The organism is Arthrobacter subterraneus, assembly GCF_900099735.1.
GTDB lineage: Bacteria > Actinomycetota > Actinomycetes > Actinomycetales > Micrococcaceae > Arthrobacter_D > Arthrobacter_D subterraneus.
Genome location: NZ_FNDT01000013.1, coordinates 17,976 through 42,890, shown reverse-complemented (window position 1 = coordinate 42,890; position 24,915 = coordinate 17,976). Strand labels below are relative to the sequence as shown.

27 protein-coding genes are annotated in these 24,915 nt (G+C 65.6%); 16 read left to right on the top strand and 11 right to left on the bottom strand.

The window, feature by feature from the left end; genetic code table 11:
- The first annotated feature begins 33 nt into the window (after positions 1-33).
- The 4 genes from BLS52_RS13280 (at position 34) to BLS52_RS13265 (ending at position 2,987) form a co-directional block, all read left to right on the top strand.
- Entirely contained in the window at positions 34-1,011 is a 978-nt protein-coding gene (locus tag BLS52_RS13280) for an EamA family transporter (protein WP_090587350.1), read from the top strand.
- 85 nt (positions 1,012-1,096) lie between these two features.
- Positions 1,097-2,221: a DUF1538 domain-containing protein gene (locus BLS52_RS13275; protein ID WP_090587348.1), complete on the top strand. Its 1,125-nt coding sequence runs from the start codon at positions 1,097-1,099 to the stop codon at positions 2,219-2,221.
- The gene (locus BLS52_RS13270) at positions 2,218-2,568 is read left to right on the top strand and encodes a P-II family nitrogen regulator (RefSeq protein WP_090587347.1); all 351 of its coding nucleotides are present in this window, start codon (positions 2,218-2,220) and stop codon (positions 2,566-2,568) included. Before BLS52_RS13275 ends, BLS52_RS13270 begins: the two co-directional genes overlap by 4 nt.
- Positions 2,569-2,597: 29 nt before the next feature.
- Complete coding sequence (locus BLS52_RS13265; RefSeq protein ID WP_090587345.1) at positions 2,598-2,987, top strand: CBS domain-containing protein; 390 nt, start codon at positions 2,598-2,600, stop codon at positions 2,985-2,987.
- A 34-nt stretch (positions 2,988-3,021) separates the two neighbouring features.
- Here the strand turns inward: BLS52_RS13265 and BLS52_RS13260 are convergent, their stop codons facing one another.
- From BLS52_RS13260 to BLS52_RS13250, 3 genes are read right to left on the bottom strand one after another with little or no spacing between them, the layout of a single operon-like run.
- Complete coding sequence (locus BLS52_RS13260; protein WP_090587343.1) at positions 3,022-5,307, bottom strand: heavy metal translocating P-type ATPase; 2,286 nt, start codon at positions 5,305-5,307, stop codon at positions 3,022-3,024.
- 36 nt (positions 5,308-5,343) lie between these two features.
- Positions 5,344-5,568, bottom strand: a complete 225-nt coding sequence (locus tag BLS52_RS13255) for a heavy-metal-associated domain-containing protein (RefSeq protein WP_026543932.1) — start codon at positions 5,566-5,568, stop codon at positions 5,344-5,346.
- 25 nt (positions 5,569-5,593) lie between these two features.
- On the bottom strand, positions 5,594-5,911 hold the full coding sequence (locus BLS52_RS13250) for a metal-sensitive transcriptional regulator (protein ID WP_035777656.1): 318 nt from the start codon (positions 5,909-5,911) through the stop codon (positions 5,594-5,596).
- Positions 5,912-6,042: 131 nt separating this feature from the next.
- Between BLS52_RS13250 and BLS52_RS13245 the strand changes: the two genes are divergently transcribed.
- Together BLS52_RS13245 and BLS52_RS13240 are read left to right on the top strand one after the other, a co-directional pair.
- Positions 6,043-6,678, top strand: a complete 636-nt coding sequence (locus BLS52_RS13245; protein WP_090587340.1) for a DUF305 domain-containing protein — start codon at positions 6,043-6,045, stop codon at positions 6,676-6,678.
- 59 nt (positions 6,679-6,737) lie between these two features.
- Positions 6,738-7,382 (top strand): thioredoxin-like domain-containing protein, encoded by a 645-nt coding sequence (locus BLS52_RS13240; RefSeq protein WP_090587339.1) that lies wholly within the window; start codon positions 6,738-6,740, stop codon positions 7,380-7,382.
- A gap of 78 nt (positions 7,383-7,460) precedes the next feature.
- On the opposite strand, the gene BLS52_RS13235 is transcribed toward BLS52_RS13240, so the two are convergent.
- Positions 7,461-9,005 (bottom strand): MFS transporter, encoded by a 1,545-nt coding sequence (locus BLS52_RS13235; protein ID WP_090587338.1) that lies wholly within the window; start codon positions 9,003-9,005, stop codon positions 7,461-7,463.
- A gap of 40 nt (positions 9,006-9,045) precedes the next feature.
- Here BLS52_RS13235 and BLS52_RS13230 point away from each other — a divergent pair, with 40 nt between their 5' ends.
- The 5 genes from BLS52_RS13230 (at position 9,046) to BLS52_RS13210 (ending at position 11,662) form a co-directional block, all read left to right on the top strand.
- Entirely contained in the window at positions 9,046-9,621 is a 576-nt protein-coding gene (locus BLS52_RS13230) for a TetR/AcrR family transcriptional regulator (protein WP_245702865.1), read from the top strand.
- Positions 9,622-9,806: 185 nt separating this feature from the next.
- Positions 9,807-10,241: a hypothetical protein gene (locus BLS52_RS13225; protein WP_175460170.1), complete on the top strand. Its 435-nt coding sequence runs from the start codon at positions 9,807-9,809 to the stop codon at positions 10,239-10,241.
- The gene (locus BLS52_RS13220) at positions 10,199-10,738 is read left to right on the top strand and encodes a dihydrofolate reductase family protein (RefSeq protein ID WP_090587334.1); all 540 of its coding nucleotides are present in this window, start codon (positions 10,199-10,201) and stop codon (positions 10,736-10,738) included. Before BLS52_RS13225 ends, BLS52_RS13220 begins: the two co-directional genes overlap by 43 nt.
- 56 nt (positions 10,739-10,794) lie before the next feature.
- Positions 10,795-11,136, top strand: a complete 342-nt coding sequence (locus BLS52_RS13215) for an ArsR/SmtB family transcription factor (RefSeq protein ID WP_090587332.1) — start codon at positions 10,795-10,797, stop codon at positions 11,134-11,136.
- A 25-nt stretch (positions 11,137-11,161) separates the two neighbouring features.
- Positions 11,162-11,662 carry an SRPBCC family protein gene (locus tag BLS52_RS13210; RefSeq protein ID WP_090587331.1) on the top strand — a complete coding sequence of 167 codons (501 nt, stop codon included), beginning with the start codon at positions 11,162-11,164 and terminating at the stop codon, positions 11,660-11,662.
- Positions 11,663-11,752: 90 nt separating this feature from the next.
- Here BLS52_RS13210 and BLS52_RS13205 read toward each other — a convergent pair whose 3' ends face one another.
- Genes BLS52_RS13205 through BLS52_RS13190 form a run of 4 tightly spaced genes read right to left on the bottom strand, consistent with a single transcriptional unit; the run spans position 11,753 to position 15,249 of the window.
- Positions 11,753-12,145, bottom strand: coding sequence for a universal stress protein (locus tag BLS52_RS13205; protein ID WP_090587330.1), 393 nt, complete (start codon positions 12,143-12,145; stop codon positions 11,753-11,755).
- Between the two features lie 2 nt (positions 12,146-12,147).
- Positions 12,148-13,701 carry a tripartite tricarboxylate transporter permease gene (locus BLS52_RS13200; protein ID WP_090587328.1) on the bottom strand — a complete coding sequence of 518 codons (1,554 nt, stop codon included), beginning with the start codon at positions 13,699-13,701 and terminating at the stop codon, positions 12,148-12,150.
- Complete coding sequence (locus BLS52_RS13195; RefSeq protein ID WP_090587327.1) at positions 13,694-14,239, bottom strand: tripartite tricarboxylate transporter TctB family protein; 546 nt, start codon at positions 14,237-14,239, stop codon at positions 13,694-13,696. The genes BLS52_RS13200 and BLS52_RS13195 overlap by 8 nt, the downstream gene beginning before the upstream one ends.
- Positions 14,240-14,244: 5 nt before the next feature.
- Positions 14,245-15,249, bottom strand: a complete 1,005-nt coding sequence (locus tag BLS52_RS13190; protein ID WP_090587325.1) for a Bug family tripartite tricarboxylate transporter substrate binding protein — start codon at positions 15,247-15,249, stop codon at positions 14,245-14,247.
- Positions 15,250-15,423: 174 nt separating this feature from the next.
- On the opposite strand from BLS52_RS13190, the gene BLS52_RS13185 reads away from it, so the two are divergent.
- From BLS52_RS13185 to BLS52_RS13165, 5 genes are all read left to right on the top strand, one after another.
- Positions 15,424-17,040, top strand: coding sequence for an ATP-binding protein (locus tag BLS52_RS13185; RefSeq protein ID WP_245702864.1), 1,617 nt, complete (start codon positions 15,424-15,426; stop codon positions 17,038-17,040).
- The gene (locus BLS52_RS13180; protein WP_217636759.1) at positions 17,037-17,759 is read left to right on the top strand and encodes a response regulator; all 723 of its coding nucleotides are present in this window, start codon (positions 17,037-17,039) and stop codon (positions 17,757-17,759) included. Before BLS52_RS13185 ends, BLS52_RS13180 begins: the two co-directional genes overlap by 4 nt.
- Before the next feature lie 108 nt (positions 17,760-17,867).
- Complete coding sequence (locus BLS52_RS13175; RefSeq protein WP_090587321.1) at positions 17,868-18,125, top strand: hypothetical protein; 258 nt, start codon at positions 17,868-17,870, stop codon at positions 18,123-18,125.
- A gap of 3 nt (positions 18,126-18,128) precedes the next feature.
- Positions 18,129-19,040 carry an FHA domain-containing protein gene (locus BLS52_RS13170; protein WP_090587319.1) on the top strand — a complete coding sequence of 304 codons (912 nt, stop codon included), beginning with the start codon at positions 18,129-18,131 and terminating at the stop codon, positions 19,038-19,040.
- 2 nt (positions 19,041-19,042) lie between these two features.
- A complete protein-coding gene (locus BLS52_RS13165) occupies positions 19,043-19,573 on the top strand; it encodes a 2'-5' RNA ligase family protein (protein WP_090587317.1) in 531 nt (176 codons plus the stop codon).
- An 82-nt stretch (positions 19,574-19,655) separates the two neighbouring features.
- Here the strand turns inward: BLS52_RS13165 and purB are convergent, their stop codons facing one another.
- The 3 genes from purB to BLS52_RS13150 form a co-directional block, all read right to left on the bottom strand.
- Positions 19,656-21,095, bottom strand: a complete 1,440-nt coding sequence (gene purB / locus BLS52_RS13160; RefSeq protein WP_090587316.1) for an adenylosuccinate lyase — start codon at positions 21,093-21,095, stop codon at positions 19,656-19,658.
- 80 nt (positions 21,096-21,175) lie between these two features.
- A complete protein-coding gene (locus BLS52_RS13155) occupies positions 21,176-21,844 on the bottom strand; it encodes a GntR family transcriptional regulator (protein ID WP_026543948.1) in 669 nt (222 codons plus the stop codon).
- 138 nt (positions 21,845-21,982) lie between these two features.
- The gene (locus BLS52_RS13150) at positions 21,983-24,823 is read right to left on the bottom strand and encodes an aconitate hydratase (protein ID WP_090587312.1); all 2,841 of its coding nucleotides are present in this window, start codon (positions 24,821-24,823) and stop codon (positions 21,983-21,985) included.
- Positions 24,824-24,915 lie beyond the last annotated feature (92 nt).

Genomic DNA, 24,915 nt, shown 5'->3' with positions numbered 1-24,915 from the left:
ACCTACTTTGGTTATGACGTCACGAGGAGATCCATGAGAAGCGGAACCGTTACGGGCCTGTGGTTCGCCCTGCTGTCGGCGGCCTCGTTCGGCGTCTCCGGACCCTTCGCGAAGTCGCTGCTGGAGATCGGCTGGAGCCCGGGTGCCGCCGTCGGCGTCAGGATCGGCGGGGCCGCGCTGGTGCTGGCGGTGCCGGTGATCATCGGGCTCCGCGGCCGCTGGGGCACTCTCCGGCGGAACGGCCTGACGCTGATCATCTATGGAGCCACCGCCATTGCGCTGTGCCAGTTCTTCTACTTCAGCGCCGTGCAGCGGATGTCTGTCGGTGTCTCCCTGCTGCTGGAGTACCTCGCGCCCGTGCTCATTGTGGGATGGCTGTGGGTGCGCTCGCGCCGTGCACCGAGCAGGCTGACGGTCAGCGGCTCAGCGGCCGCCATGCTGGGACTGCTCCTGGTCCTCGACCTCACCGGTGACCAACGCCTGGATCCCGTAGGCGTGCTGTTCGGGCTGGGGGCCGCCGTCTGCCTCGCAGTGTTCTTCGTCATGTCGGCAAAGGCCGACGACGACCTGCCGCCGCTGATCATGGCCGGCGGCGGGATGATGGTCGGCGCCCTCACCATCCTGGTTCTCGGACTCGTAGGGGTGATGCCCTTCGCTTTCACATTCCAGGATGTGACGCTCGCCGGGCGGCAGGCCCACTGGCTTGTACCAGTGCTGGTGCTCGTCATCATCGCTACCGTGCTCGCGTACTTCACGGGCATCCTCGCCGCACGCGGCCTCGGCTCGAAGGTGGCGTCCTTCGTAGGACTCACCGAAGTCATGTTCGCGGTCCTCGCCTCCTGGCTGATCCTCCGGGAGCTTCCCTCAGCCATCCAGCTGCTCGGTGGAGCACTCATCGTCGGAGGAGTGATCCTCGTGCGTATCGACGAACTGCGCCGGATGCCGGACGCCGCGGATCCCCTTGACCAGCCGAACGTCGTCGAGCCCGTTCCCACCACCGGAGCCGGCTGACGCGCTGAAGAGTCTGGACACCGCTCCGCACTAACCGACAGACTGAGGATCAGAGCACTCCCACATCCACCCGGGGAGAGGTCCAGTGGAGCACCTCAGCAGGTTCGCAGCCGAACTCCTGAAGTCGCTGGGCAATCTGGTGCCCATTGTGGCCGTGGTGGTCATCTTCCAGGTGTTCGTGTTCCGGGCGGTGCCGGACAATCCCCTCGCACTCCTGGGAGGGCTGGCGATTGTCGCCGTCGGCATTGCGCTGTTCCTGCACGGGCTGGACCTGAGCATCTTTCCGGTGGGCAAGAACCTGGCCAACCAGTTTGTCCGCCGCGGGTCGCTGGGACTGCTGCTGCCTTTCGGTTTTGCCATCGGGTTTGCCGCCAGCATCGCCGAGCCGGCGGTCATTGCGGTCGCCGAACAGGCGCAGCTGGTCAGTGCGGGGCGGATCAACGCGGTTGTGCTCCGCTTTGTCATCGCCGTATCGGTGGGACTGGTGCTTGTGGTGGGAGTACTGCGCGTCCTGCGTGGCTGGGCGATCCACAAGCTCCTGATCGCCGGTTACGCCGCGGCCCTTGGACTGACGTTCATTGCGCCGCCGGAGATAGTCGGCCTGGCGTATGACTCCGGAGGGGTGACCACCAACATTGTGAGCGTCCCCCTCATTGCCGCGATCGGGCTCGGGCTGGCCAACTCCCTCCGCGGGCGCAGCGTGCTGATCGAGCAGGGGGCCCCGGCGCTCATCCTGCTGTTCGCGGTCCTGATCGGTTTCGCGGTCACCATGGCGGAGCCCGCCCTGCTTGCCATCGGCGAACAGGCGGAGGAAGCGGCGCCCGGCCGGGTCAACGCGTTCGCCGTCCGGATGATTGTGGCGTGCGGGGTTGCCCTCGGGATCGGGTTTGGAACCTACCGGATCCTGGTGGGCGGGCCGTTCCACTACTTCATCATGGCCGCGTACGCCGTTGCTCTTCTGCTGGTGTTTCTGGCGCCGAAATACGTTATTCCGCTGGCGTTTGACCTGGGTGGAGTGACGACGTCGGAGGTCACCGTGCCGCTGGTCACTGCCCTGGGCATTGGGCTGGCTACGGCAGTGGAGGGCCGCAACGAACTGATCGACGGATTCGGATTGATTGCCTACGCTTCCATCTTCCCTGTGATCGCCGTCATGGTGTATGCCATGGTGATGGAGCAATTTCCCCGCCTGCGGAAGGAAAAGCCATGAAGTTCACCGCGATTGTTGTCATTGCGCCCGATGACCTGGAAGACAAGGTGATCAGGCACGCCCAGAAGGCCGGGGCCTCGGGGATGACCATCCTGCACGGCAAGGGAATCGGGGGTGAAACCAGGACAACCTTCTTCGGCCTGACCTTTGAGGGGACCCAATCGGTGCTGCTGATGGTGGTCGGGAGCCACCTGACGGCCCGCATCCTGAAGGAGCTCCACGGCATTCTGGTCCGCGGCACAGACTCCCTTGGCCTTGCGTTCGCCATTCCCATTGAGCACCTGACTGGGATTGACCTGCGCCAGGTCGTCAAGTTCGAAGAGCGGCTCCGTCACGATGACAGCTGAAACCGACCGCGCAGTTACGAGGAGGAACGATGCTTACCGTTAACGACGTCATGGTCCCCGAGGTGGTGACCGTTTCGCCTTACAGCACCCTGCGCGAGGCGCTCACCGCCATGAAGGAGCGCCAGGTGAAGAGTCTGGTGGTCGAGCGGCAGCACGCGCACGACGCCTACGGGATGCTGAGCTACCGTGAGCTCCTGCAGACGGTGGTCGCCGAGGAGGGGGACGTTGACCTCCTGAACGTCTACGACGCCGCCACCATCCCCTCCATCACCGTCAACAAGGATCTTTCCGTGCGGCAGGCCGCCGCGCTGATGAGCCGGTATCAGCTCAGCCGCCTGGTGGTGGTGGAGGGGAACCAGCTGGTGGGCCTGCTCGCGATGAATGACATCCTGGCCCGGCTCATGGAGGACCTCACGTAGCCGAGGAGTACCTGCCGAGGCTGCTTGCCGGACCCTACTTGCCGAACCGGCGCAGCCGCAGCGAGTTCGCGACCACCAGCACCGAGCTCGCCGCCATGGCCGCACCAGCGATCATCGGGTTCAGCAGGCCGAGTGCGGCAACGGGGATGCCGATCGTGTTGTAGAAGAACGCCCAGAACAGGTTGGCCTTGATGGTGCCGAGCGTCTTCCGGGACAGTTCGATCGCCTGGGCTACCTGCTCGAGGCTGTTGCCCATCACGGTGAGGTCAGCGGCTTCGATGGCGACGTCGGTGCCCGACCCCATCGCGATGCCGAGGTCCGCTTGGGCCAGCGCTGCGGCGTCATTCACGCCGTCCCCGGCCATCGCCACCGTGGCGCCGCCGGACTGGAGCCGCTTCACGGCGTCGACCTTGCCCTCGGGGAGGACGTCGGCCATGACATCCTCCGGGGCGATGCCCACTTCCGCCGCGATCTTCCGCGCAACGGCGGCGTTGTCGCCGGTGAGCAGCATCGGCCGCAGTCCCAACTCCTTCAGGCGGGCAATGGCGGCAGCCGAGGATTCCTTCACGGTGTCCTGCAGGCTGACCAGCCCAGCGACCTCCCCGTTCACGGCGACCCAGATGGCGGTGGAACCGGCCTCCTGTGCCGCGCTGAGAGCCGAGCGGTGCGCATCGGTGATGACGACGTCGTTCTCCTCCAGCCAGCCGGCACGTCCTGCGAGCACCGTGGAACCCTCCACCGTGCCGCGCACACCGCCGCCGGCGGAGCTTGTGAAGTCGCTGACCCGGGGGTGCCCGGGGCTCGCCGCGGCGATCGCCTGGGCGATCGGGTGCTCACTGGCGGACTCGACGGCGGCAGCAAGGGCCAGCACCTCGTCCCGGCCGTGTGAGCCGAGGACAACGACGTCCGTCACCGCCAGCTTCCCGCTGGTCACGGTGCCGGTCTTGTCCAGGACGATGGTGTCGACCGTCCGGGTATCTTCCAGCACCTGCGGGCCGCGGATCAGGATGCCCAGCTGGGCGCCCCGCCCGGTGCCGGTGAGTAGGGCCGTGGGTGTCGCAAGTCCCAGTGCGCACGGGCAGGCGATGACCAGCACCGCGACGGCGGCGGTGAACGCGGCCTGCACGTCCCCGCTGAACACGATCCACGCCACGAACGTGAGCACGGCGATCACGAGGACCACGGGGACAAACACGGCGCTGATGCGGTCAGCCAGCCGCGCGATCGGCGCTTTGCCGCTCTGCGCCTGGCTGACCAGCCGGCCCATCTGCGCAAGCGTTGTCTCGCTACCCACGCGGGTTGCGCGGACGATCAGGCGTCCGGAGGTGTTGATGGTGGCTCCCGTGACCGTGCTGTCCGGACCCACCTCCACCGGAAGGGATTCACCGGTGATGAGGGAGGTGTCCACCGCGCTGCGCCCGTCCACAACAAAACCGTCGGTGGCGATCTTCTCGCCCGGGCGAACCACGAACTCGTCACCATGGACCAACGACGACGCCGGCACCTTCACTTCAACGCGCTCACCATTGCGCTCGCGGAGCACCGTGGCATCCTTCGCGCCGAGGTTGAGGAGGGACTTCAGCGCGTCACCGGCCCGCTGTTTGGCGTTGGCTTCCAGGTAGCGGCCCAGCAGCAGGAAGGTCACCACGACGGCGGCAACCTCGAAGTAGAGCGCGTGGGCGCTCATGTCCATGCCGACGTGCGCTGTCACCATCGGGTCGGCGAGGAGCTGGCCGAGCGAGAAGAGGTACGCGGCGGTGACGCCGATGGACACCAGGGTGTCCATCGTGGAGGAGTAGTGCCGGGCGTTGATCGCCGCGGCCTTGTGGAAGGACCACGCTGACCACGTGACTACCGGTGTGCTCAGTGCCAGAACCACCCAGCCCCAGTGAGGGAACTGCAGCGCGGGGATCATGGAAATGAGGAACACCGGCACGGTGAGGACGGCGGCTGTGATGAGCCGCGGGCGCAGCTGCGTGGCCGTTCCGCCGTGGGACATGTGTTCGTGTCCACCGGCTTCCAGCCCGTCCGCGGCGGGTTCGCCGTCGGAGGAAGGCCCCGGCGCGTGCTGCGGCTTCTTCAGCTGCGCGGTGTAGCCCGTGGCGTTCACCGTGTTCACGATGTCCTCGTCGGAGATGTGCGCCGGAGCCGTCACTACCGCTGATTCCAGCGGCAGGTTCACACTCGCCTCCACGCCGTCGAGCTTGCCGAGCTTGCGCTCCACCCGTCCCACGCAGGAAGCGCAGGTCATGCCCTGGATATCCAGTTCAACGGTTCTGGTGGTGGCGGCTGCCTCGGCAACATCCGGTTCGGTGGTCATGATGGTCCTTTCAGGCCGGCTGGTGCCGGCGTTGTGTTACGCGTCGTTGGAGACGACCACGTAGCCGGCTTCGGCGACTGCCTCGCCGATCTGCCCGGGGTCGATGTCACCCTCGGAGGTGACCGTTGCGGTGGAGATGCCGCCCTTGTTCAGGTCCACGGTGACGTTCTGGACGCCGTCGATCGCCGAGATCTCCTCGGTGACGGAATCAACGCAGTGGCCGCAGGTCATTCCGGAAATGCTGACGGTGGTGGTGCTCATGATTGTTCTCCTTGTGTGGGGTGTATCAGCGCAGCAGCCGGCTGATCGCCGCTGAGGCTTCCTGCACTTTTTCATTGACTGCCCGGGGGTCACCGGACGCCTGGGATTCGTTCGCAGCACCGACAACACAGTGCGCAATGTGCTCCTCGAGGAGCCCGATGCTAACGGCGTGCAGGGCCTTGTTGACCGCGGAGACCTGGGTGAGGACGTCGATACAGTACTTGTCCTCCTCAACCATCCGCGCGATTCCGCGCACCTGCCCTTCGATGCGCTTGAGCCGACGGAGGTAGGCCTCCTTGTCTGCCGTGTAGCCGTGTTCTGCCTCAGTGGTTGTCTGCGTCATGGTTCCTCCCGGGTTGCTGTTCCAATCTATACCCATGGGGGGTATGGGTCAAGTACCCCCGAGGGGTATGTGTTGGGAACGTTCAGCCGGGTGCCCTACGTTAGATACCGAGACACGAAAGGCAAATCCTCATGACCCTCAACCTTGAGGCGTGGCAGAAACGCGTCCTCCTCATCCTCGGTGTCGTCGCGGTGGCCGGCCTGTTCGCCCTTGCGTTCACTGCGGGGAGGGTGGCGGCGACTCCGCAGAGTCCTGGAAATGACAGTCCCGACGCAGGCTTTGCACGGGACATGCAGGTCCACCATTCCCAGGCCGTTGAGATGTCACGCATCATCCGTGAACAAACGGACGACGTCGTCCTGCGCACCATCGCGTATGACATCGCCATGACCCAACAGCACCAGATCGGCCAGATGTACGCCTGGCTTCAGGACTGGGGGCTGCCGCAGAGCTCGGATGCCGAGCGCATGGCATGGATGGCCGGAAGCGGGCACGCACACGAGGGTGGCGGCACCGTCCCCGCCGACGGCCTCATGCCGGGCATGGCCACGCCCGGGGAAATGCAGGCTCTTTCCGAGGCAACCGGTGAGGACGCAGAGAGGCTCTTCCTTGAGCTCATGATCGAACACCACAAGGCGGGGGTGGACATGGCCGAGGCCGGCGTGGAACTGGCGGCCGAGTCTGAAGTGCGTGAGCTCGCGCGGAAGATGGCGGCATCCCAGGAGCTGGAAATCACCGCCATGGAAGACCTCCTGGCGCAGTTGTAGGTGCATTGCCCGGTAAGTTAGAAACCGAACCCCCTGAGAGAACAGAAGGAATCAGCGCGTTGAACAAGAAGCGAGCCCAGGAGAACGCCGACCGCCAGGCGCGGCTGGCAGCCATCCAGTCCCAGCAGCGGGCCGGTGAGCGCAAGCGGAACACCCTGATTTTCGGCGGAATCGCGCTGGTCATTGTGGCAATCATCGTGGCTGTGACCATCGTGATCGTGCAGCAGGTCCAGGAGAACAACCGGATCGACGAACTCGCGTCCGCGGACATCGAGGGGGTAGAGACCTTCGAGGACCTGGCCGCCAATCACGTTGACGCGCCCGTGGAGTATGAGCAGACTCCTCCGGTGGGCGGCGATCACAGCCCCATCTGGACCAACTGCGGTGTCTATACCGAACCGCTGCCCAATGAGAACACGGTCCACTCGATGGAGCACGGCGCCGTCTGGATCACCTACCAGGCTGATCTGCCGCAGGCCGAGATTGACGCTCTGACCGAACTCGTGGGAGACCGAGCGTACGTGGTCATGAGTCCGTTCGAGGGCCTCGAGTCCCCGATTGTTGCTTCCGCCTGGGGTATTCAACTCAGCCTTGACTCCGCTGACGATGAGCGGCTGCAGGCCTTCCTTGCCAAGTACGTGGAGGGTGAGCAGACGCCGGAGCCGGGAGCGCCCTGCACCGGAGGCATCGACCCGACGGCCTGACCCCCTCCCGTTGAATCGGCAGGACACGCCGCTTATCCCCCGGGGTAAGCGGCGTGTCCTGCTCAATGGACGTTTTAGTTAGAGGGCAGCCGGGCGGCGCAGGCTCCAGTACGCCAGTGCCGCAGCGGCGATCATGAGCCCGGCCCCGATGCCGGAGGTGACAACCACACCGCTGTCGAACGCGTGGAACGCGGAGTCCAGAAGCTGGGAACCGCTGTCGGCGGGCAACCGGGACGCAACGTTGATTGCGCCGCCCAGCGTTTCCCGCGCCGTCGTGCCTTGCTCCGGGCTGAGCCCGGCGGGCAGGGCGAGGTGCTTCTGGTAGGAGGCAAGCAGGATACTCCCCAGGAGCGCCGTGCCGAAGACGGATCCCACCTCATAGGCAGTCTCGGAAATGGCCGATGCCGCGCCCGCCTTGGCCGCAGGGACGCTGGACAGGATGAGGTCGTTGGACACCGTCTCGGACGCACCCACCCCCGCCCCCAGCAGGACGAACGCCGCAAGCAGGGCCCCGATGGACCCGCCCTGGCTGGTCAACGCAACAAACGCGTAGGCGCCGGCCGAGAGCAGCAGCGCAGCGGGCACCACCACATGCGGCGGAACCCGGCGCACCAGCGGGACCACCGCCAGCCCGGCAGCAATCGTCATGAGCAGGCCGGGCACCAGCACCACGCCGGCCTCCAGCGGACTGAGCCCCAGCACCAGCTGCAGGTGCTGGGAGACAAAGTACAGAAAGCCGACCAGAGAAAAAATCGCCAGCAGATTCACCAGTACGGCACCGGTGAACGGCCGCACCGTGAAAAGCCGCATATCGAGCATCGGGTTTTCCCGCGACAGCTGCCGCCGGGTGAAGAGCACCCCCGCGACAATACCGATGACGACGGCGGCAGCGGACACTGCGGCAGGCCCGCCTTTCGCGAAGGTCTTGATCGCAAAAACTATGGGCAGCATGGTGCCCACGGACAGGACAATGCCCGGATAATCCACGCGGCCCGGAAACGGGTCCGCGGATTCGGGGACCAGCAGCGGCGTGACCGCGAGGAGAACCAGCAGGACGGGGACAGCGAGCAGGAAGACCGATCCCCACCAGAAGTGTTCCAGGAGTGCCCCGCCCACCAGCGGACCGAGCGCGGCACCGGCCGAGAACCCGGCAGCCCAGACCGCCACGGCAAGGCGGCGCTGATCGCGGTCGGTGAAAATATTCCGGATCAGCGACAGGGTTGAGGGCATCAGCATGGCGCCGAACACGCCCAGACCCACGCGGGCTGCCACGAGGAGCTCGGCAGAAGGCGCAAAAGCGGCGGCCACGGAGAATGCGGCGAAGCCGGTGGCACCGATCATGAGCATCCTGCGCCGGCCGAACCGGTCACCGAAACTGCCCATCGCTACCAGCAGGCCGGCCAGGACCAGCGGGTAGCTGTCGATGATCCACAGCAGCGTGGTGCCGCTGGTGTTGAAGGCCAGGGAGATCTCCGGCATGGCGAAACTGAGCACCGTGTTGTCCACTGCGACCAGCAGTACGGGCAGCATGAGAGCCGCCAGGGCCCACCACTCGCGGCGGCCGGCGCGGGATGCGGCGGTCGGCAGGGAGGTCCTGGTGCAGATCGGGCTGTACTGGGTCATGGAAACTAAAGTATACCGTCCAGCCGGTATAGTAAAGCCAGTGCGCGTCAGTATGATGAACGTCATGGCCAGTGCCCGCGAACGGATCCTCGACAGTTTTGAAAGCATCCTCATCAGGGATGGTGAGCGGAGTGCCACGATGGAATCAGTCGCTGCGGCGGCGGACGTTTCCAAGGGCGGCCTGCTCTACCACTTCCGTTCCAAGGAGGCGCTGGTTGACGGCCTGGCGGAACGCCTGGAGGCCCTCTCCGCGCGGGACCGCGAGCTGATGGCCGCGGACCCGGAGGGGCCCGCACGGTACTACGTACGCACTTCCATGTATGAAAACAGCCCGCTGGACCGGGCGCTTGTTGCGATGGCCCGATTGGCGCAGCAGGGCCACCCAAAAGCGCAGGCCACCTTCGTCCTCATTCAGGAGCAGTGGCTGGGTGCCCTTGAAGCGGAGCTCGGGAGCCGGGCGGTGGCGCGCGCCGTCAAGCTCCTGGGGGACGGGTTGTATTACGACGCCGCGTTCTTCGCCGGAGCGGGATCCGAGCGCCAGAGCAGCGACGAGCTGCAGGACCTCCTCGCCATCGTGGACCTTATTGTGCGTGAGGGTGCGCGGGCTACCGGCTAACGCTTCCATATCAATGTGCCGTCATGCCGCAACGATCGTGTGCCCGGGTCTAGGGTTTCGGTATGCAATGGGGCTCCTGGAGGGCAGCGGTCATCCTGGGCTGCACTTTCTTTCTCACGGCTTGTGAGCCGGTGGGCGGCGGCCAAGCCTGCGCCTCGTGGGTCAGGTATGAGACGCCGCAGGATATGTACAACGAAGCCGGACTTGTGCTCGTCGGGGAGGTCACCGGGCGGGACGGGGAAGTCGAGGTTCCGCCGGGCGGTCCAACTGCAACGGCTCGCGCCTACAGCTTCGACGTTGAGGATGTCCTGAAGTCGACCCCCGACCGCGACATTGCGCCTGGTGACACTGTCCGGATCGCTGCCATGGCCGACGGCTGCTCTCCCGACGTCGAATTCGACGACGGGGACCAGCTGGAGGTCGATGGGCGGGTCATTTTCTTCGGCAGGGAGCAGCACGGTACCTGGATGACCCTCACTCCATTTCAGGGAGTGCTTGCCTTCCCCGATGGATCACAGTTGCCGTTCGAGGCCACTGCGTCTCCCTGGAAAAGCCACCGCGGGTCTACGATGCTCCCATGGCTGAGCGGCAGTGGTCCGGGCATGTGTTCATCGGGATGAGCGTCGATGGCATGATTGCCCGGGCTGACGATGGTCTGGACTGGCTGACAGGCGATGCTGCGGCAGGGGCGGACCCTCCGGAGGATATGGGCTTCGATGACTTCATGGCCTCGGTGGATCACCTGGTGATGGGCAGAAGCACCTACGACGTCGTCCGGGCGATGGGCGAGTGGTTCTACGGTGACACCCCGGTGTTCGTGCTGAGCAGTACGCTGCAGGCGGATGACCCGCGCATCCGGATTGCCTCCTCATTCGAGGACGTCTGCGCCATGCTTGACGACGACGGCGCCCGCAGCGTGTACGTCGACGGCGGCAGAACGGTACGCACCTTCCTTGCGGCCGGCCGGATCCGGACACTCACCCTGACCCGGGTGCCCATTCTGATCGGTGAGGGCAAGCCGCTGTTCGGTGCCCTCCCGGCAGATATCCGTTTGCAGCTCGATGACGTAAAGACTTTCACGGGCGGCGCGGTGCAGACCCGCTACACCGTCCTCTAGCTATCCCGGCCAAAACCCTTGACGCGGGTATCGGGAGAGGAATAATCTACAACCAAATGGTTGTAGATCAGCTTTCGGAATCCGAAGTGGACCGGTTGTTCCACGCTCTCGCGGACAGCACGCGGCGCAGCATCGTTGTCCGCGCCATCAGCGGGGAGCATTCGGTGTCCTCCCTGGCTGCTTCCTACGCCATGAGTTTCGCGGCGGTGCAAAAGCATGTAGCGGTGCTGGAGCAGGCATCGCTCGTCACCAAGGAGAAGCGCGGAAGGGAGCAGATCGTGCGGGCCAACCGGGAAACGGTCAGGAAAGCGCGGCAGCTTCTTGACGAGTACGAGAAGATCTGGCGGCAGCGTGCCGACCGGATCGCGGACATCCTCGCCGAGGATTCCGAGGACTGAAAACCGAGATCAGGAAGGCAGCACGATGGCTGTAATCAGGACCGAAAAGGACCCGGAGGCACTAAGCCTCACGGTCATCGCGGAGTTTGACGCCGGCGTCGAACGCGTGTGGCAGATCTGGGAGGATCCGCGCCAGCTCGAGCGCTGGTGGGGTCCGCCCACATGGCCGGCCACATTCGACACGCATGAATTCCGTGAAGGCGGTTCGGCCGGGTACTACATGACGGGACCGGACGGCGAGAAGAGCCGCGGCTGGTGGAAGTTCACCTCCATCGACGCGCCCCATCGCCTGGAGTTCGACGACGGGTTCGCCGACGAGAGTGGAGGGCACGTGGAGGCGATGGGGGAGACCCACGCCGTCGTCACCCTGGAGGAGGCCGGAGACGGCAGGACGCGGATGACCGTCGTATCCCGGTTCGAGAGTGCCGAACAACTCCAGCAGATGCTCGAGATGGGCATGGAGGAAGGGCTGAAGCAGGCAATGGGTCAGATCGACGGGATCCTGGCGGAGCGGGCGAGCGTCTGACCGCCCATTTCCCGCAAGGACGGGAAAGGCCCCCGGCATATCCGTCAGGACACGCCGGGGGCCTCGTCTCAGATGAGGTCACATCTGGGGTCAGGCTTTCACCGCCAGCACGTTGCAGCGCGCACCGAGCAGGATCGACTGGGCCGTTGAGCCCATGATCAACTTGCCCACCGGCGTCCGGTGGCGCAGCCCGATGACAATCAGCTCCGCGGAGTTGCGTTCCGCGGCGTCGAGGACATCCTCGGCAGCGGTGTCCCTGGAGGTTCCGTGATGGACCGTGAAGTCCACCCCGGTGCCCTGCAGTGTTTCCTGCAGGCGGGACATATCGTCGTCGTCGGCGTAGGCCGGGTCCACCAGACGGTCCGCACGGGTGGTGTTGACCACCACGAGTGACGCTCCGCGCCGGTGGGCCTCATCGACCGCGGCCTTCGCCGCGGCGTCGCCCAGCGCGTTGGGCACGTAGCCCAGTACAACAGCACTCACGTTCAGCCTTCTTTCCGGTCAGCAACGGCCAGGGGTGCTTCTTCGACAACCTCTGACTCCATGGCCTGCTGGCGCTTCTTCAGCCAGAAGGAGAGGACGAAGATGACGATGAGGATCACGTAGATCGTCGCGGCGATCGGTGTGCTCACCAGGGCCACCGGGTCGCCCTGGGAAATGGCGAGCGAGCGGCGCAGCTGGTCCTCGAAGATCGGCCCGAGGATGAGCCCCACCACCATCGGCGCAATCGGGTAACCGTAGCGGCGCATGAAGAACCCGAGCACGCCCACCACCAGCAGAACGAAGACGTCCACGGGGGTGAAGTTCACCGAGAACGCACCCATGGCGGCGAAGACCAGGATCCCGGAGTACAGGTAGGGGCGCGGGATCTGCAGGATCTTCACCCAGATACCCACGAGGGGCAGGTTCAGGACGAGCAGCATCAGGTTGCCGACGTACAGGCTGGCGATGAGCGCCCACACCAACGCACCCTCGACCTCGAACAGCAGGGGTCCGGGCTGGATGTTGTAGCGCTGGAACGCGACGAGCATCATCGCTGCGGTGGCCGTCGTCGGGATACCGAGGGTCAGCAGTGGGACCAGGACGCCGGCTGCGGCCGCATTGTTGGCCGATTCGGGGCCTGCGACGCCTTCGATGGCGCCCTTGCCAAACTGCTTCTTCCGCTCACCCTTGGCGAGTTTCCGCTCCGAGGCGTAGGACAGGAAGGTTGCGACGTCGGCGCCGCCGGCGGGGATGGTGCCCACCGGGAAGCCGATGAAGGTTCCGCGGAGCCAGGGCTTCCAGGAACGCTTCCAGTCCTCCTTGCGCATCCAGCTGGTCCAGCGGCCGGCCACGGGGATCACCTTGACAGGGCCGTGGCGCAGTCGGGATGCAACGTAGAGCGCCTCACCCACCGCGAACAGGGCCACCGCAACCAGCACGACGTCGATACCGTCCGCCAGGAACGGATTGCCGAAGGTGTACCGCTGCTGGGCGGTGAGCGCGTCGACGCCGATCAGCGCGATGAACAGACCCAGCGCGAGCGAGGCCAGCCCGCGCAGCACCGACGCTCCGAGCAGGGCGCCGACGGTCAGGAACGCAACGATCATCAGCGCCACGTATTCCGTGGGCCCGATCTGCACCGCGAACTCGGCAACAAAGGGGGCAACGAAGCTCAGCAGCACGGTGGCCACGGTACCGGCGATGAACGAGCCGATCGCCGCCGTCGCAAGCGCAGCTGCGCCCCGGCCGGCCTTCGCCATCTTGTTGCCCTCAAGGGCGGTGACAATGGAGGCGGATTCACCGGGGGTGTTCAGGAGGATCGAGGTTGTGGAGCCGCCGTACATGCCGCCGTAGTAGATGCCCGCGAAGACGATGATCGCCGCCGTCGGGTCGAGGCTGTACGTGATCGGCATCAGCAGCGCCACGGTCATGGCGGGGCCGATGCCGGGCAGCACTCCCACCGCGGTGCCCACCAGTACGCCGCCGAGGGCGTACAGCAGGTACATGGGCTGCATCGCAACGCTGAAACCTTCGAGCAGAGCCAGGAAGTTATCCATTGAAGATCTCCACCCCTTCCAGGAGGAACCCAGGCGGCAGCGAGACTCCGAGGAGCCCGGCGAACACGAATTGGAGGATCAGGGCGAGCACGACGGCGATGATCGCGTTCCGCCACCACGGCTTGGCACCGAGGGACCAGGCGGAACCGAAGAACAGGACGGCGGCCGCCACCGGCCAGCCGAGGGGAACAATGAGCGCGATGTGGATTGCGAGGAAACCCACGAGCTTGCCGACGGTCAGCCAGTCGGTCTTCACGCTAGGGTCAATGTCCTCGCCCTCCTCGGCTGCTCCGGTGTGCCCGCGCAGCAGCTGGATGAGGAGTCCGATGCCGATGGCCACCATGATGCCCGAGACGAGGAAGGGGAACACGCGTGGGCCCACGACGCCCGCTGAGGGCGGGATGGGGATCCCGGCTCCGGCGACGAATCCGACGACGCCGATGCACACGATCATTCCCGCAAAGATCATTTCTCCGAGGGGCCGGGCGGGAGCGGCAGTACCGCTCCCGCCCGGCGCCCCGTTGATTGAGGAGCTCATCGCCGTTACAGCAGACCGATCTCGGTCAGCGTGGTCTTGACGGCGGCGATGTCTTCCTGCAGGAAGGCATCGAATTCCTCGCCGGCAAGGAAGGCATCCGACCAGGCATTGGTTTCGAGGGTGGTCTTCCAGGACTCCGTCTCGGCCATTTCGGTCACAAGCTCGGTGAGCTCGGCGGCCTTGGCCTCGTCGATGTTGCCCGGTGCAACAACACCGCGCCAGTTGGTGAGCACCAGGTCGATGCCCTCGTCGGTCAGGGTCGGTACGTCGGGCAGCTGCGCGGCGGGTTCCTCGCCGGAGACGGCCAGAGCGCGTACCTTGCCGGCCTTCACCTGTTCGGCGTACTCACCGACGCCGGAGATTCCTGCGGACACCTTGTTGCCGAGCAGCGCTGCGAGGGACTCGCCGCCGCCGGAGTAGGGGATGTAGTTGAGGCTTTCGGGGCTGATGCCGGCTTCCTTGAGCATCTGGCCGGCGAGGATGTGGTCCGCACCGCCGGCGGAGCCGCCGGTGATGGAGACGCCCTGGCCCTCGGACTCGATCGCGGAGAGCAGGTCATCGATGGTCTGGTACGGCGAATCCGCCGGTACGACGACGATGAGCGGCTCTTCGGTGAGCCGTGCAATCGGGGTGGTGTCCTCGATGCGGTTCTCGGCGGCGTTGGTCTCCACGGCACCGACCATCACGTAGCCCATGACCATGAGGGTGTCGGGGTTCTGTTCGGTGGCGAGCTGGGCGAGGCCGTTGGTGCCGCCGGCGCCGCCGACGTTGACCACGGACGCGTTGCCCACGAGATCGTTCTCCTGGAGGTCCTTCTGCATGGCGCGGCCGGTCTGGTCCCAGCCGCCGCCCGGGTCGGCGGGGACGATGATGTTGAGCCGGTCGATCCCGGCTTCCGCTTCGTTTCCGCCGGATGTGCTTCCGCCGCCGCAGGCGGACAGGGCGAAGACAGATGCGACGCCGATGGCACCGACAGCCGACAAGCGCTTCATTGTGCTTTCGAGCTTCATGGGGTTTTCCTTCCTTGAGTGTGATGCGCCTCACCACACGTTCCGGTCCAGCGTAGGAAGGGAAAATCCCGGTGGGAACCATACGGTCACAACGTGCGTAGTGGTCTTTATGGTCATGCACCGAAGCCCTGCTCCTACACCCGATCGTGCGAGAATAAAAGGATGATCCGGACAATGTCGCTTAGATCACAGCTGTTCTTCTTACAGCTCCTGATCGTGCTGGTCATTGTCCTGGTGGCAGGTACCGTCGCCGTCCGGATGCAGGAGCAGCAGATCCGGGATGCGTACCAGAGCCGCATGGTCGGCGTAGCCCGGTCGGTCGCCCAGCTGCCGTCCGTCGTGGACGCGTTCGACGACGAAGATCCCAGCGCTGTCATCCAGCCCATCGCCGAGCTCACCAGGCAGGCCACCGGCGTTACGTACGTGGTGGTCACCGACGAGACCGGCATCCGCTACTCGCACCCCAACCCGGACCTGATCGGCCGGATGGTGTCCACCGATCCCTCGGTGCCGCTGTCAGGGGAGACGTTCGTCGGAACCCAGACGGGAACCCTGGGCGAGTCGTGGCGGGTGAAGGTGCCGATCTGGAGTGCGGACGGCTCCATCATCGGCACGGCGTCGGTGGGGACACTGGAGTCCACGCTGGCTGCCGACCTGCAGGAAGACCTGCCCGTACTCCTCGCCTGGCTGGTTGCGGCGGCCCTTGCCGGTACCGCCGGTTCCATCTGGATTTCGAGGCTGATCTGGCGGCGCATCTACCGGCTGGAACCGGAGGAGATCGCCGCGCTGCTCGAGACCCGCGACGCAATGCTTCACGGCATCGGCGAAGGCGTGGTGGCCATCGACGAGCGCGGCCGTGTTGCCGTTCTCAATGATGAGGCCAAGCGGCTGCTCGACCTCAGCGACGAGGTCAAGGGGCAACCTGCAACGGCTGTTCTGGAACCGTCGCTGGCGCGGATGTTCGGTTCCGCGGGAGACGCCGATGAGACGGTCCTTGTCGGCGAACGGGTGCTTCTCGCCCGCTCAAGTGACGCCGTCGTCGACGGCCGGCGGGTAGGCAGTGTGCTGGTCCTGCGCGACCGTACGGAACTGCACCAGCTGCTGCTTGACCTCGACGGCGCCCGGGACGTCACCCAGGCCCTCCGGAGCCAGGCGCACGAGTTTGCGAACAAGATGCACGTCATCTCGGGCCTGCTGGAACTGGGCCAGACCGCCAAGGCCGTCGATTTCATCTCCCGGTCCGGGCACGGCGGTTCCGTTGTGTCCGGGGACGTTTCCCCCGGCGTGACCGATCCGGACACCGCGAGCCTCCTGATGGCGAAAACCACCATCTGCGCGGAGAAGGGGATCAGCCTGATCGTCGATGAGTCGTCCACCTTCGAGGCGGACGGAACCACGGATCCGGTCACGGTGCTGGGAAACCTGGTGGACAACGCCGTGGACGCCGTGGGCTCCAACGGGACCATCCATGTGCAGCTGACCTCGGATGCGTCCGGATGTTCCATTGCGGTCTCCGATGACGGCCCGGGAATCCCCGAGGATGTGCGCGAGAGGGTATTCACCTCGGGGTTCTCGACCAAGGATGCGGCAGGCGGCGGGTCCCGCGGATTCGGCCTTGCGCTGGTGCAGCGGGTCGCGGAGCGCCGTTCCGGATCGGTCACGGTCAGCGAGTCCGTGCTGGGCGGTGCGCATATCGAGGTAACGCTGGGTCCAGCCCCGGCGCCGTCGTCATCAGGGCGGTCCGCGCTGGCAGCCCATTCCGCTGGCGCAGGCGGGGTGCTGACTCCGTGAACCTGATCCGAACGCTGGTCGTCGACGACGATCAGGAGATCGCGGGTGTCCACTCCGGGTTCCTGCTTGCGCACGGAGGGTTCGCCGTCGTCGGCGTGGCGAACTCGGGCAGTGAGGCACTGGAGAAGGTGCGTGAACTGAAGCCCGAGCTGATGCTGCTCGACATCCATCTGCCGGACATGTCCGGGATCGAGGTGCTTCGCGCGGCGCGAAACATCCCGGGTGATCCGGTGGACATCATCGCGATTACTGCCGCGCGTGAGCTCGAGACGGTCCGTGCCGCCATGGCCGGCGGGGTGCTGCACTACCTCGTCAAGCCCTTCAACTCCAGGGTGCTGATGCAGCGGCTGGACGACTACGTGCGGCACCGGGCCAGCATCGTGGCGCACAGCTCCGTCTCCGCAGGGCCGCTGGACCAGGAACGCATCGACCGACTGCTCGCAGCCGGACCGGGGAAAGCCGCTCCTCCGGCATCGCCGGCTTTCACCGGGTCGCTGCCGAAAGGGCTCTCCCAGCCAACCCTCGAATCGGTCATCGGTGCGCTCCGGTCCTCAGGCACGGGGTCCTCAGCCTCCGAGGTGGCAGCGCAGCTGGGACTGGCGCGGGTCAGCGCGCGCAGATACCTCGAATACCTCGTCACGAAGGGCAACGCGCGGATTGTACCGAAGTACGGTGCGGCGGGCAGGCCGGAAAAGTTCTACGTCTGGACGGCCGGCTAGCAGCAGCAACGGGTTCCCATGTTCCCGGTATGCGGTTAGGCTCAGTTCCGTCAGGTCAGGCGGGTAGAGGGCGCCGGGCAGAACCGAATAACTGCAAGGAAATCCTCCATGTCTGAAAACACCTCTACCAACGCCTCCGCCGCCGGCAGCCACAACATCCGCGACTGGGCGGACCTCGCCGAGGAAATGTGGTCCTACCTGACCGGCAAGGGTGCGGCGGTCAACTACAGCTTCATCGACATGACCGTCGAGGTCCCGCGGGATATCGGCCCGGATGCGCCCCGCGCCACCTGGAAGCTCAACGGAACCCTGCGTGTCACCACCAGCGACAACGACGCCGCGGGTTCCGACAAGCACCGGAGCTAACCAGTGTCACAAACGCCGCAGCGGGTACGCCTGGACATAGACCTCGCCTTCTCGCTGTCGGATGACGACGACGGCGGCACACCCAGGGCGACGAGCGGAACCATCAGCGCTGCCGGCACAGAGGTAACCATCTGGTGTGATGATCCGTCTTCGGCCGGCTTTGGTGGTCTTCCCTCGCTGGAGAGCGTGCGTGAACTTGCGGCGACCATCGCCGACAAGGGGCTGACGGTGACACTTGCCGGGCCGGCCGGGACGCTCGTCAGTATCGGGAAGGTGTCCAGCTCGGTGGCGCAGCGGCTGGTGACGCGGTCCCCGCACATCCGGGCAGGTTCGATTGCCGCCCTTGCTCCCCTGATCCGCAGCGGAAGCCGGCGGCCGGGACCGGGGCTACTGCCGCCGTCGACCCCGTTCCCGCTGGTCCCGACCGTGAACCGGCGCATCCGGCGTCAGGTCACCACCACGCACCACACCCCGGGCAGCGGCCGGCCCCGGCTGATTTTCGTCCAGGACTCGGAAACCTGGAACGGGCAGATTCCGCGCGAGGTGAATCTGGTCGGCGAGAAAATGGTGATCGGCAGCTCGCCGGAGGCCGACCTGGTGCTCGACGGACTGCTCCCGGTCCACGCCACGGTGGAGCATAACGCTGACGACGAATATGTGCTGATACCGCACGGACCCGTCCGGGGCAGCGTCCAGCCGGACGCCCCGTCCGTCCTGCGGACCGGTGCGCGGGTGCAGCTGGGGAACTGGCGCCTGGCGTATTTCCGCGAGGAGTACGCGGATCACGGACGGCCTTTCGGCGGTCGGAGCGGCGGGGAGCTGGCGTATCAGCGGCCGCAGTATGATCCGCGGTCGGGCACGGTGGAGGAGGACGGCTCCTTCGGCGTGGGGGACTACCGGCAGAACCCGCGCTGAGCATGGACAGTGTGGAGCTCCTCCTCGACGCATCCGCGGAGGAGCTCCTGCGCCGGGATTGGGAGTTCCTCAGGCGGGCCGGTCTTCCCTCGCAGGCCAGGCACGCCGCCGCCTCGAACCGGCCCCACATCACGCTTCTGGCTGCGCCCCGCATCCCGGACGGGATGGACGGGGCGCTCGCGGCGCTCGCTGGAGCGCTGCCGCTGCCCATCCACGTCGCGGGTCTGGTTGTTTTCCGGACCGGGCGCGGGCACGTGCTGGCGCGCCTCGGCGTCGTCAGTCAGGCGCTCCTTGAGCTTCACAGAGGGGTACACCGGGTGCTCTGCGAGGTCCCGGACGTTGCCGTCAATTGCGTCCCTGACCGCTGGGTGCCGCACATTACGCTCGCCCGCGGCCTGACCCCGGCGCAGGTTGCCCAGGCAACCGAGCTCCTGCCGCCGGACCACGGACTGGTTCCGCTGCCCGCCCTGCGGCGGTGGAACAGCCGTGAGAAGACGACGACGGCGCTCACTTCAGACGGGGAGCACGGTTAGTTCACGCCGGAAGCGCCGGTCTCGCCCGGAAGCGCCGCCAGCCTTGCCCGGATACGCAATGAGCTTCGGCCGGTGAGGGCGGTCAGCGGAGGTGGTCGACCAGGCTGTCTGCAATGCCCGTGTAGGTCGCCGGCGTCAGCGCAAGCAGTCGCTCCTGCGCCTCCGCGGAGAGTCCCAGTCCGAGGACAAACTCACGCATCCTCGCGGCGTCAACGCGGTGCCCGCGGGTAAGGTCCTTGAGCCGCTCATACGGGTCTTCCATGCCCGGTGTCCCGGCGATCGCTTCGGCGCGCATCACCATCTGGATGGCCTCGCCGAGGACTTCCCAGTTGGTATCAAGGTCCGCAGCCAGGACGGCTTCCGCGACATCGAGCCGTTCAAGGCCTTTGGCGACGTTCGAGATCGCCAGCAGCGAGTGCCCGAACGCCACTCCGATGTTGCGCTGGGAGGAGGAATCGGTGAGGTCGCGCTGCCACCGCGAGGTGACCAGGGTGGAGGCGAGGACGTCCAGCAGGGAGCAGGAAATCTCGAGGTTGGCCTCCGCATTCTCGAACCGAATGGGGTTCACCTTGTGCGGCATGGTGGAGGAGCCGGTGGCCCCCGCAACCGGTACCTGGGCGAAGTAGCCGATCGAGATGTAACTCCACACGTCGGTGCAGAAGTTGTGCAGGATCCGGTTGAAGCGGGCTACATCCGCATACAGCTCGGCCTGCCAGTCATGGGACTCGATCTGGGTGGTCAGCGGGTTCCACGTCAGCCCCAGGTCCTCGACGAACTTCCGTGCAATTCCCTGCCAGTCGGCGCCGGGAACGGAGGCTACGTGCGCCGCGAAGGTGCCGGTGGCCCCGTTGATCTTGCCGAGGTACTCCGTACGGCGGATGCGCTGGAGCTGGCGGTCCAGGCGGTGCGCGACGACGGCGAGCTCCTTGCCCAGGGTGGTGGGGGTGGCGGGCTGGCCGTGGGTCCGCGAGAGCATCGGGACCGCGCGGGACTCTTCGGCCATCGCCTTCACCTGGTCCACGAGGCCGGACGCCGCAGGCAGCCAGATGTCCTCCACGGCACCCTTCACGCCGAGAGCGTAAGAGAGGTTGTTGATGTCCTCGGACGTGCAGCCGAAGTGCACAAGGGGCTTCAGGCGGCTGATTTCGATGCTCTCGAGGCGGCTGCCGATGAAGTACTCGACGGCCTTCACGTCATGGACGGTGACCCGCTCGATCTCCGCGAGTTCGCTGACGGCGCTGCCGTCGAAGGAGGTGACGATTTCCCGCAGCGACGCTTCCTGCTCCTGGGTGAGCGGGCCCGCTCCGGGGAGGACACTGTTCCGCGTCAGGTGAATCAGCCACTCCACTTCCACATGAACGCGGTCCCGGTTCAGCGCCGCCTCGGAGAGGTAGTCGACCAATGGGGCAACCGCAGGGCGGTACCTGCCGTCGAGGGGTCCCAGCGCGATCGGGACCTGGCTGTCACCCTGGTGGATTGATACGGACGCAAGGGTGACCCGGGAGGAAGGAGTATGCGGCATGTCTCCAATCATTCCATGACCGGCCGCATACTCCCTTGCGTGACGGTGCCCGGCTTTCCGCTCTGGACGTGTTTTCCGCCTTAGACGTAGCGGGCGGCGTCCCGCAGCAACTCCAGGCGGAGGGACCGTGCCGTTTCCATATGCCTGCGTGCGATCGCCCGCGCATCATCCGGGCGCTGGTCTGCGATGGCCCGGACCAGCGCTTCGTGCTCGTCCAGGGCATCGTTCCATCTGTTGCCGACGGAGAGTGTTGATCTGGGGGTGTGAATGAGGTGCATCGACAAACGGTCGAGCAGGTCCTGCAGAACCCGGTTGTGCGCGGCGGATCCAACAGCCGCATGAAATTCCAGGTTGCACCGCACAAGGGTGGAGTCATCCGGCGCATCGAGTTCACGGTCCCGCTGCACAAGACCCTCGAGCCGCAGCACATCGGCCATGCCGCGGCTGCGGGCCGCCTGGCCCGCAGCTTCTTCCTCGAGCATGACCCGAAGGTCATAGATCTGGATGACCTCCTGCGGGTCGATCTGGGGGACCTGCAGCCCCCTTGCCGCCCGCTCGAGAAGACGCTCATGCTGCAGCCGGCTCAGCGCCTCCCGGATGGGTGTCCGGGAGACGCCGAACCGCTCGGAAAGTCCCACCTCGCGCAGTGCGGTTCCCGGCGGGTGCACGCCCGCCAGGATTTCGCTGCGCAGGATGCCGAAGATTGCCTCACCATCGACGCGAGCCGGCGGGTCGGTCAGGTCGGACACAGTTGAACTCCTCCGTAGAGCTGTGGGCATGGCGTTACCAGCCTAGTTCCCTGCGGCCCTAGGCCAGGTGCGCGGCGGGTCACCCCGGACTCCGCCGCGTGCGGAGCTGACCACTACAAGGGGACATGACCGGAGAGGTTACCTGGACGCGATCTGTCGCAGCACGTATTGGAGGATTCCGCCGTTGCGGTAGTAGGCCGCCTCACCGGGTGTGTCGATCCGGAGGACTGCGTCGAAGGAAATTTCCTCACCGCCGTCGGCCGGGGTTGCCGTGACGGTCACCGTCCGTGGCGAGGCGCCGTCATTCAGTGCGGTGACGCCGGATACCGCAAAGGTTTCCGTCCCGGTCAGTCCCAGTGATTCGGCATTTTCACCGGTTGGGAACTGGAGCGGCAATACGCCCATGCCGATGAGGTTGGAGCGGTGGATGCGCTCGTAGCTCTCGGCAAGAACGGCCTTGACGCCCAGCAGGGCGGTTCCCTTCGCTGCCCAGTCGCGGGAGGAACCGGACCCGTACTCCTTACCGGCGAGAATCACCAGCGGTGTGCCTTCTGCCTGGTAATTCATGGCGGCGTCGTACACCGTTTCCTGGGGACCATCCGGCTGGCTGAAATCGCGGGTGAACCCGCCCTCAACGCCTTCGAGCAGCTGGTTGCGGATGCGGATATTCGCAAAGGTTCCGCGAATCATCACCTCGTGATTGCCACGGCGGGAGCCGTAGGAGTTGAAGTCCTTCCGGTCCACACCATGCTCCAGCAGGTACCGGCCGGCGGGAGTATCGGATTTGAACGACCCGGCGGGGGAAATGTGGTCCGTGGTGACGGAGTCCCCGAGCTTCAGCAGCACCCGGGCACCGGTGATGTCCTCGACCGGTGCCGGCTCCGTCTGCATGCCGTCGAAGTATGGTGGTTTGCGTACGTAGGTCGATTCCGGGTCCCACTCGAACGTTGCACCTTCAGGGGTGGGCAGCGACCGCCAGCGTTCGTCGCCGTCGAAAATGGTCTCGTAGCTGGCCCTGAACATCTCCTTGTCGATGGAGGCGTCGATGATCTGCTGAACCTCCGTCGGGTTGGGCCAGATGTCGCGGAGGAACACATCATTGTCCCGCTCATCCTGGCCCAACGGATCGTTCTCGAAGTCGAAATCCATGGATCCCGCCAGTGCATAGGCGACCACCAGCGGCGGGGAAGCCAGGTAGTTCATCTTGATGTCCGGGTTGATGCGGCCTTCGAAGTTGCGGTTGCCGGACAGGACTGCCGCCACGGCGAGGTCGGCATCATGGATCGCCTGCGAGATCTCCTCCTCGAGCGGTCCCGAGTTGCCGATACAGGTGGTACAGCCATAACCGACGATGTAGAAACCGAGCTTCTCCAGGTAGGGGACGAGCCCGGACTTCTCGTAGTAGTCGGTCACGATCTTGGACCCGGGAGCGACAGACGTCTTGACCCAGGGCTTTGACGCCAAACCCTTCTCAACCGCGTTACGGGCCAGGACCGCGGCCGCCATCATGACGGACGGGTTGGACGTGTTGGTGCAGGAGGTGATCGATGCGATGGTCACGGCGCCATGGTCCAGCTCGAAGGAGCGACCGTCAGCCATGACGACGTCGACCGGGCTGCTGGCGCGGTCCGAATCAGGCTCCGTTCCGGTGATGGTGTGGTGCTCAGCGTCTTTGGTGTGCGTATCGGTTTCGGAGTAGGCGGGCGGGTCCGATGCGGGGAACGACTCCTCAAGGGCTTCGTTTACGGTTGCGCCTTCTTCCTCGAGGCTCTTGTGAACGTAGTCTTCGAGGTCGGCCCGGAACTGCCGCTTGGCGCTGGTGAGGTCCACGCGGTCCTGGGGGCGCTTGGGGCCGGCGATCGAGGGCACCACCGTGGACAGGTCGAGTTCCAGATACTCGGAGTAGGTGACTTCCTCTGAGGGGTCGTGCCACAGCCCCTGTTCCTTGGCATACTGCTCCACCAGCGCTACCGATTCCTCCGGACGTCCCGTGAGGCGCAGGTATTCGAGCGTGACCTCATCGATCGGGAAGATCGCGGCGGTCGATCCGAATTCGGGGCTCATGTTGCCGATGGTGGCGCGGTTCGCCAGCGGAACTTCAGCGACGCCCTCTCCGTAGAATTCGACGAACTTCCCGACCACGCCGTGCTTGCGCAGCATCTCGGTGATGGTCAGGACCACGTCGGTTGCGGTGGCGCCGGCCGGGATTCCGCCGGTCAGCCTGAAGCCCACAACCCGCGGGATCAGCATGGATACGGGCTGGCCCAGCATGGCCGCCTCGGCTTCGATGCCGCCGACGCCCCAGCCCAGCACGCCCAGGCCGTTGACCATGGTGGTGTGGGAGTCCGTGCCGACGCAGGTGTCCGGGTAGGCGCGGAGCACGCGTGCTCCATCAGCTTCAACTTCGCGGGTCATCACCGTACGCGCCAGGTGCTCAATGTTGACCTGGTGCACGATGCCCATGCCGGGCGGAACCACCTTGAAGTCATCGAACGCCGTCTGGCCCCAGCGCAGGAACTGGTAGCGCTCGCCGTTGCGCTGGTACTCAATCTCGATGTTTCGTTCCAGTGCGCCGGAATTCCCGAAGAAATCGATCTGGACGGAATGGTCGATTACAAGCTCAGCCGGTGCCAGCGGGTTGACCAGGGTCGGATCGCCGCCGAGTTCCCTGACGGCCTCCCTCATGGTGGCGAGGTCCACCACGCAGGGCACCCCGGTGAAATCCTGCATGAGGACCCGCGCCGGCGTGAACTGAATTTCGGTGCTGGGTTCGGAATCCGCTTCCCACTGCGCCAGGGCGCGGATGTGGTCGGCGGTGATGTTTGCACCGTCCTCGGTGCGCAGGAGGTTCTCCAACAAAATCTTGAGGCTGTAGGGCAGGCGCGCGGAGCCCTCCACAGCGTCGAGCCGGAAGATCTCGTACTTGTTTCCGGCGACATCAAGCGTGCTCTTGGCGCCGAACGTATCCACGGTACTCATCGGTATCCCTTCGATTTTTTCTTGCTATCACTTTGATTCTAGAGAACCGGGCAGTGATTGTATACACTCGTACACAGCACCGGTAAGCCACT

Coding starts and splice junctions, on each gene's coding strand:
- BLS52_RS13280 (WP_090587350.1), top strand. CDS start 34: ATGAGAAGCGGAACCGTTACGGGCCTGTGGTTCGCCCTGCTGTCGGCG.
- BLS52_RS13270 (WP_090587347.1), top strand. CDS start 2,218: ATGAAGTTCACCGCGATTGTTGTCATTGCGCCCGATGACCTGGAAGAC.
- BLS52_RS13265 (WP_090587345.1), top strand. CDS start 2,598: ATGCTTACCGTTAACGACGTCATGGTCCCCGAGGTGGTGACCGTTTCG.
- BLS52_RS13260 (WP_090587343.1), bottom strand. CDS start 5,307: ATGACCACCGAACCGGATGTTGCCGAGGCAGCCGCCACCACCAGAACC.
- BLS52_RS13255 (WP_026543932.1), bottom strand. CDS start 5,568: ATGAGCACCACCACCGTCAGCATTTCCGGAATGACCTGCGGCCACTGC.
- BLS52_RS13250 (WP_035777656.1), bottom strand. CDS start 5,911: ATGACGCAGACAACCACTGAGGCAGAACACGGCTACACGGCAGACAAG.
- BLS52_RS13245 (WP_090587340.1), top strand. CDS start 6,043: ATGACCCTCAACCTTGAGGCGTGGCAGAAACGCGTCCTCCTCATCCTC.
- BLS52_RS13235 (WP_090587338.1), bottom strand. CDS start 9,005: ATGACCCAGTACAGCCCGATCTGCACCAGGACCTCCCTGCCGACCGCC.
- BLS52_RS13225 (WP_175460170.1), top strand. CDS start 9,807: ATGTACAACGAAGCCGGACTTGTGCTCGTCGGGGAGGTCACCGGGCGG.
- BLS52_RS13220 (WP_090587334.1), top strand. CDS start 10,199: ATGGCTGAGCGGCAGTGGTCCGGGCATGTGTTCATCGGGATGAGCGTC.
- BLS52_RS13215 (WP_090587332.1), top strand. CDS start 10,795: ATGGTTGTAGATCAGCTTTCGGAATCCGAAGTGGACCGGTTGTTCCAC.
- BLS52_RS13210 (WP_090587331.1), top strand. CDS start 11,162: ATGGCTGTAATCAGGACCGAAAAGGACCCGGAGGCACTAAGCCTCACG.
- BLS52_RS13200 (WP_090587328.1), bottom strand. CDS start 13,701: ATGGATAACTTCCTGGCTCTGCTCGAAGGTTTCAGCGTTGCGATGCAG.
- BLS52_RS13195 (WP_090587327.1), bottom strand. CDS start 14,239: ATGAGCTCCTCAATCAACGGGGCGCCGGGCGGGAGCGGTACTGCCGCT.
- BLS52_RS13190 (WP_090587325.1), bottom strand. CDS start 15,249: ATGAAGCTCGAAAGCACAATGAAGCGCTTGTCGGCTGTCGGTGCCATC.
- BLS52_RS13185 (WP_245702864.1), top strand. CDS start 15,424: ATGTCGCTTAGATCACAGCTGTTCTTCTTACAGCTCCTGATCGTGCTG.
- BLS52_RS13175 (WP_090587321.1), top strand. CDS start 17,868: ATGTCTGAAAACACCTCTACCAACGCCTCCGCCGCCGGCAGCCACAAC.
- BLS52_RS13165 (WP_090587317.1), top strand. CDS start 19,043: ATGGACAGTGTGGAGCTCCTCCTCGACGCATCCGCGGAGGAGCTCCTG.
- purB (WP_090587316.1), bottom strand. CDS start 21,095: ATGCCGCATACTCCTTCCTCCCGGGTCACCCTTGCGTCCGTATCAATC.
- BLS52_RS13150 (WP_090587312.1), bottom strand. CDS start 24,823: ATGAGTACCGTGGATACGTTCGGCGCCAAGAGCACGCTTGATGTCGCC.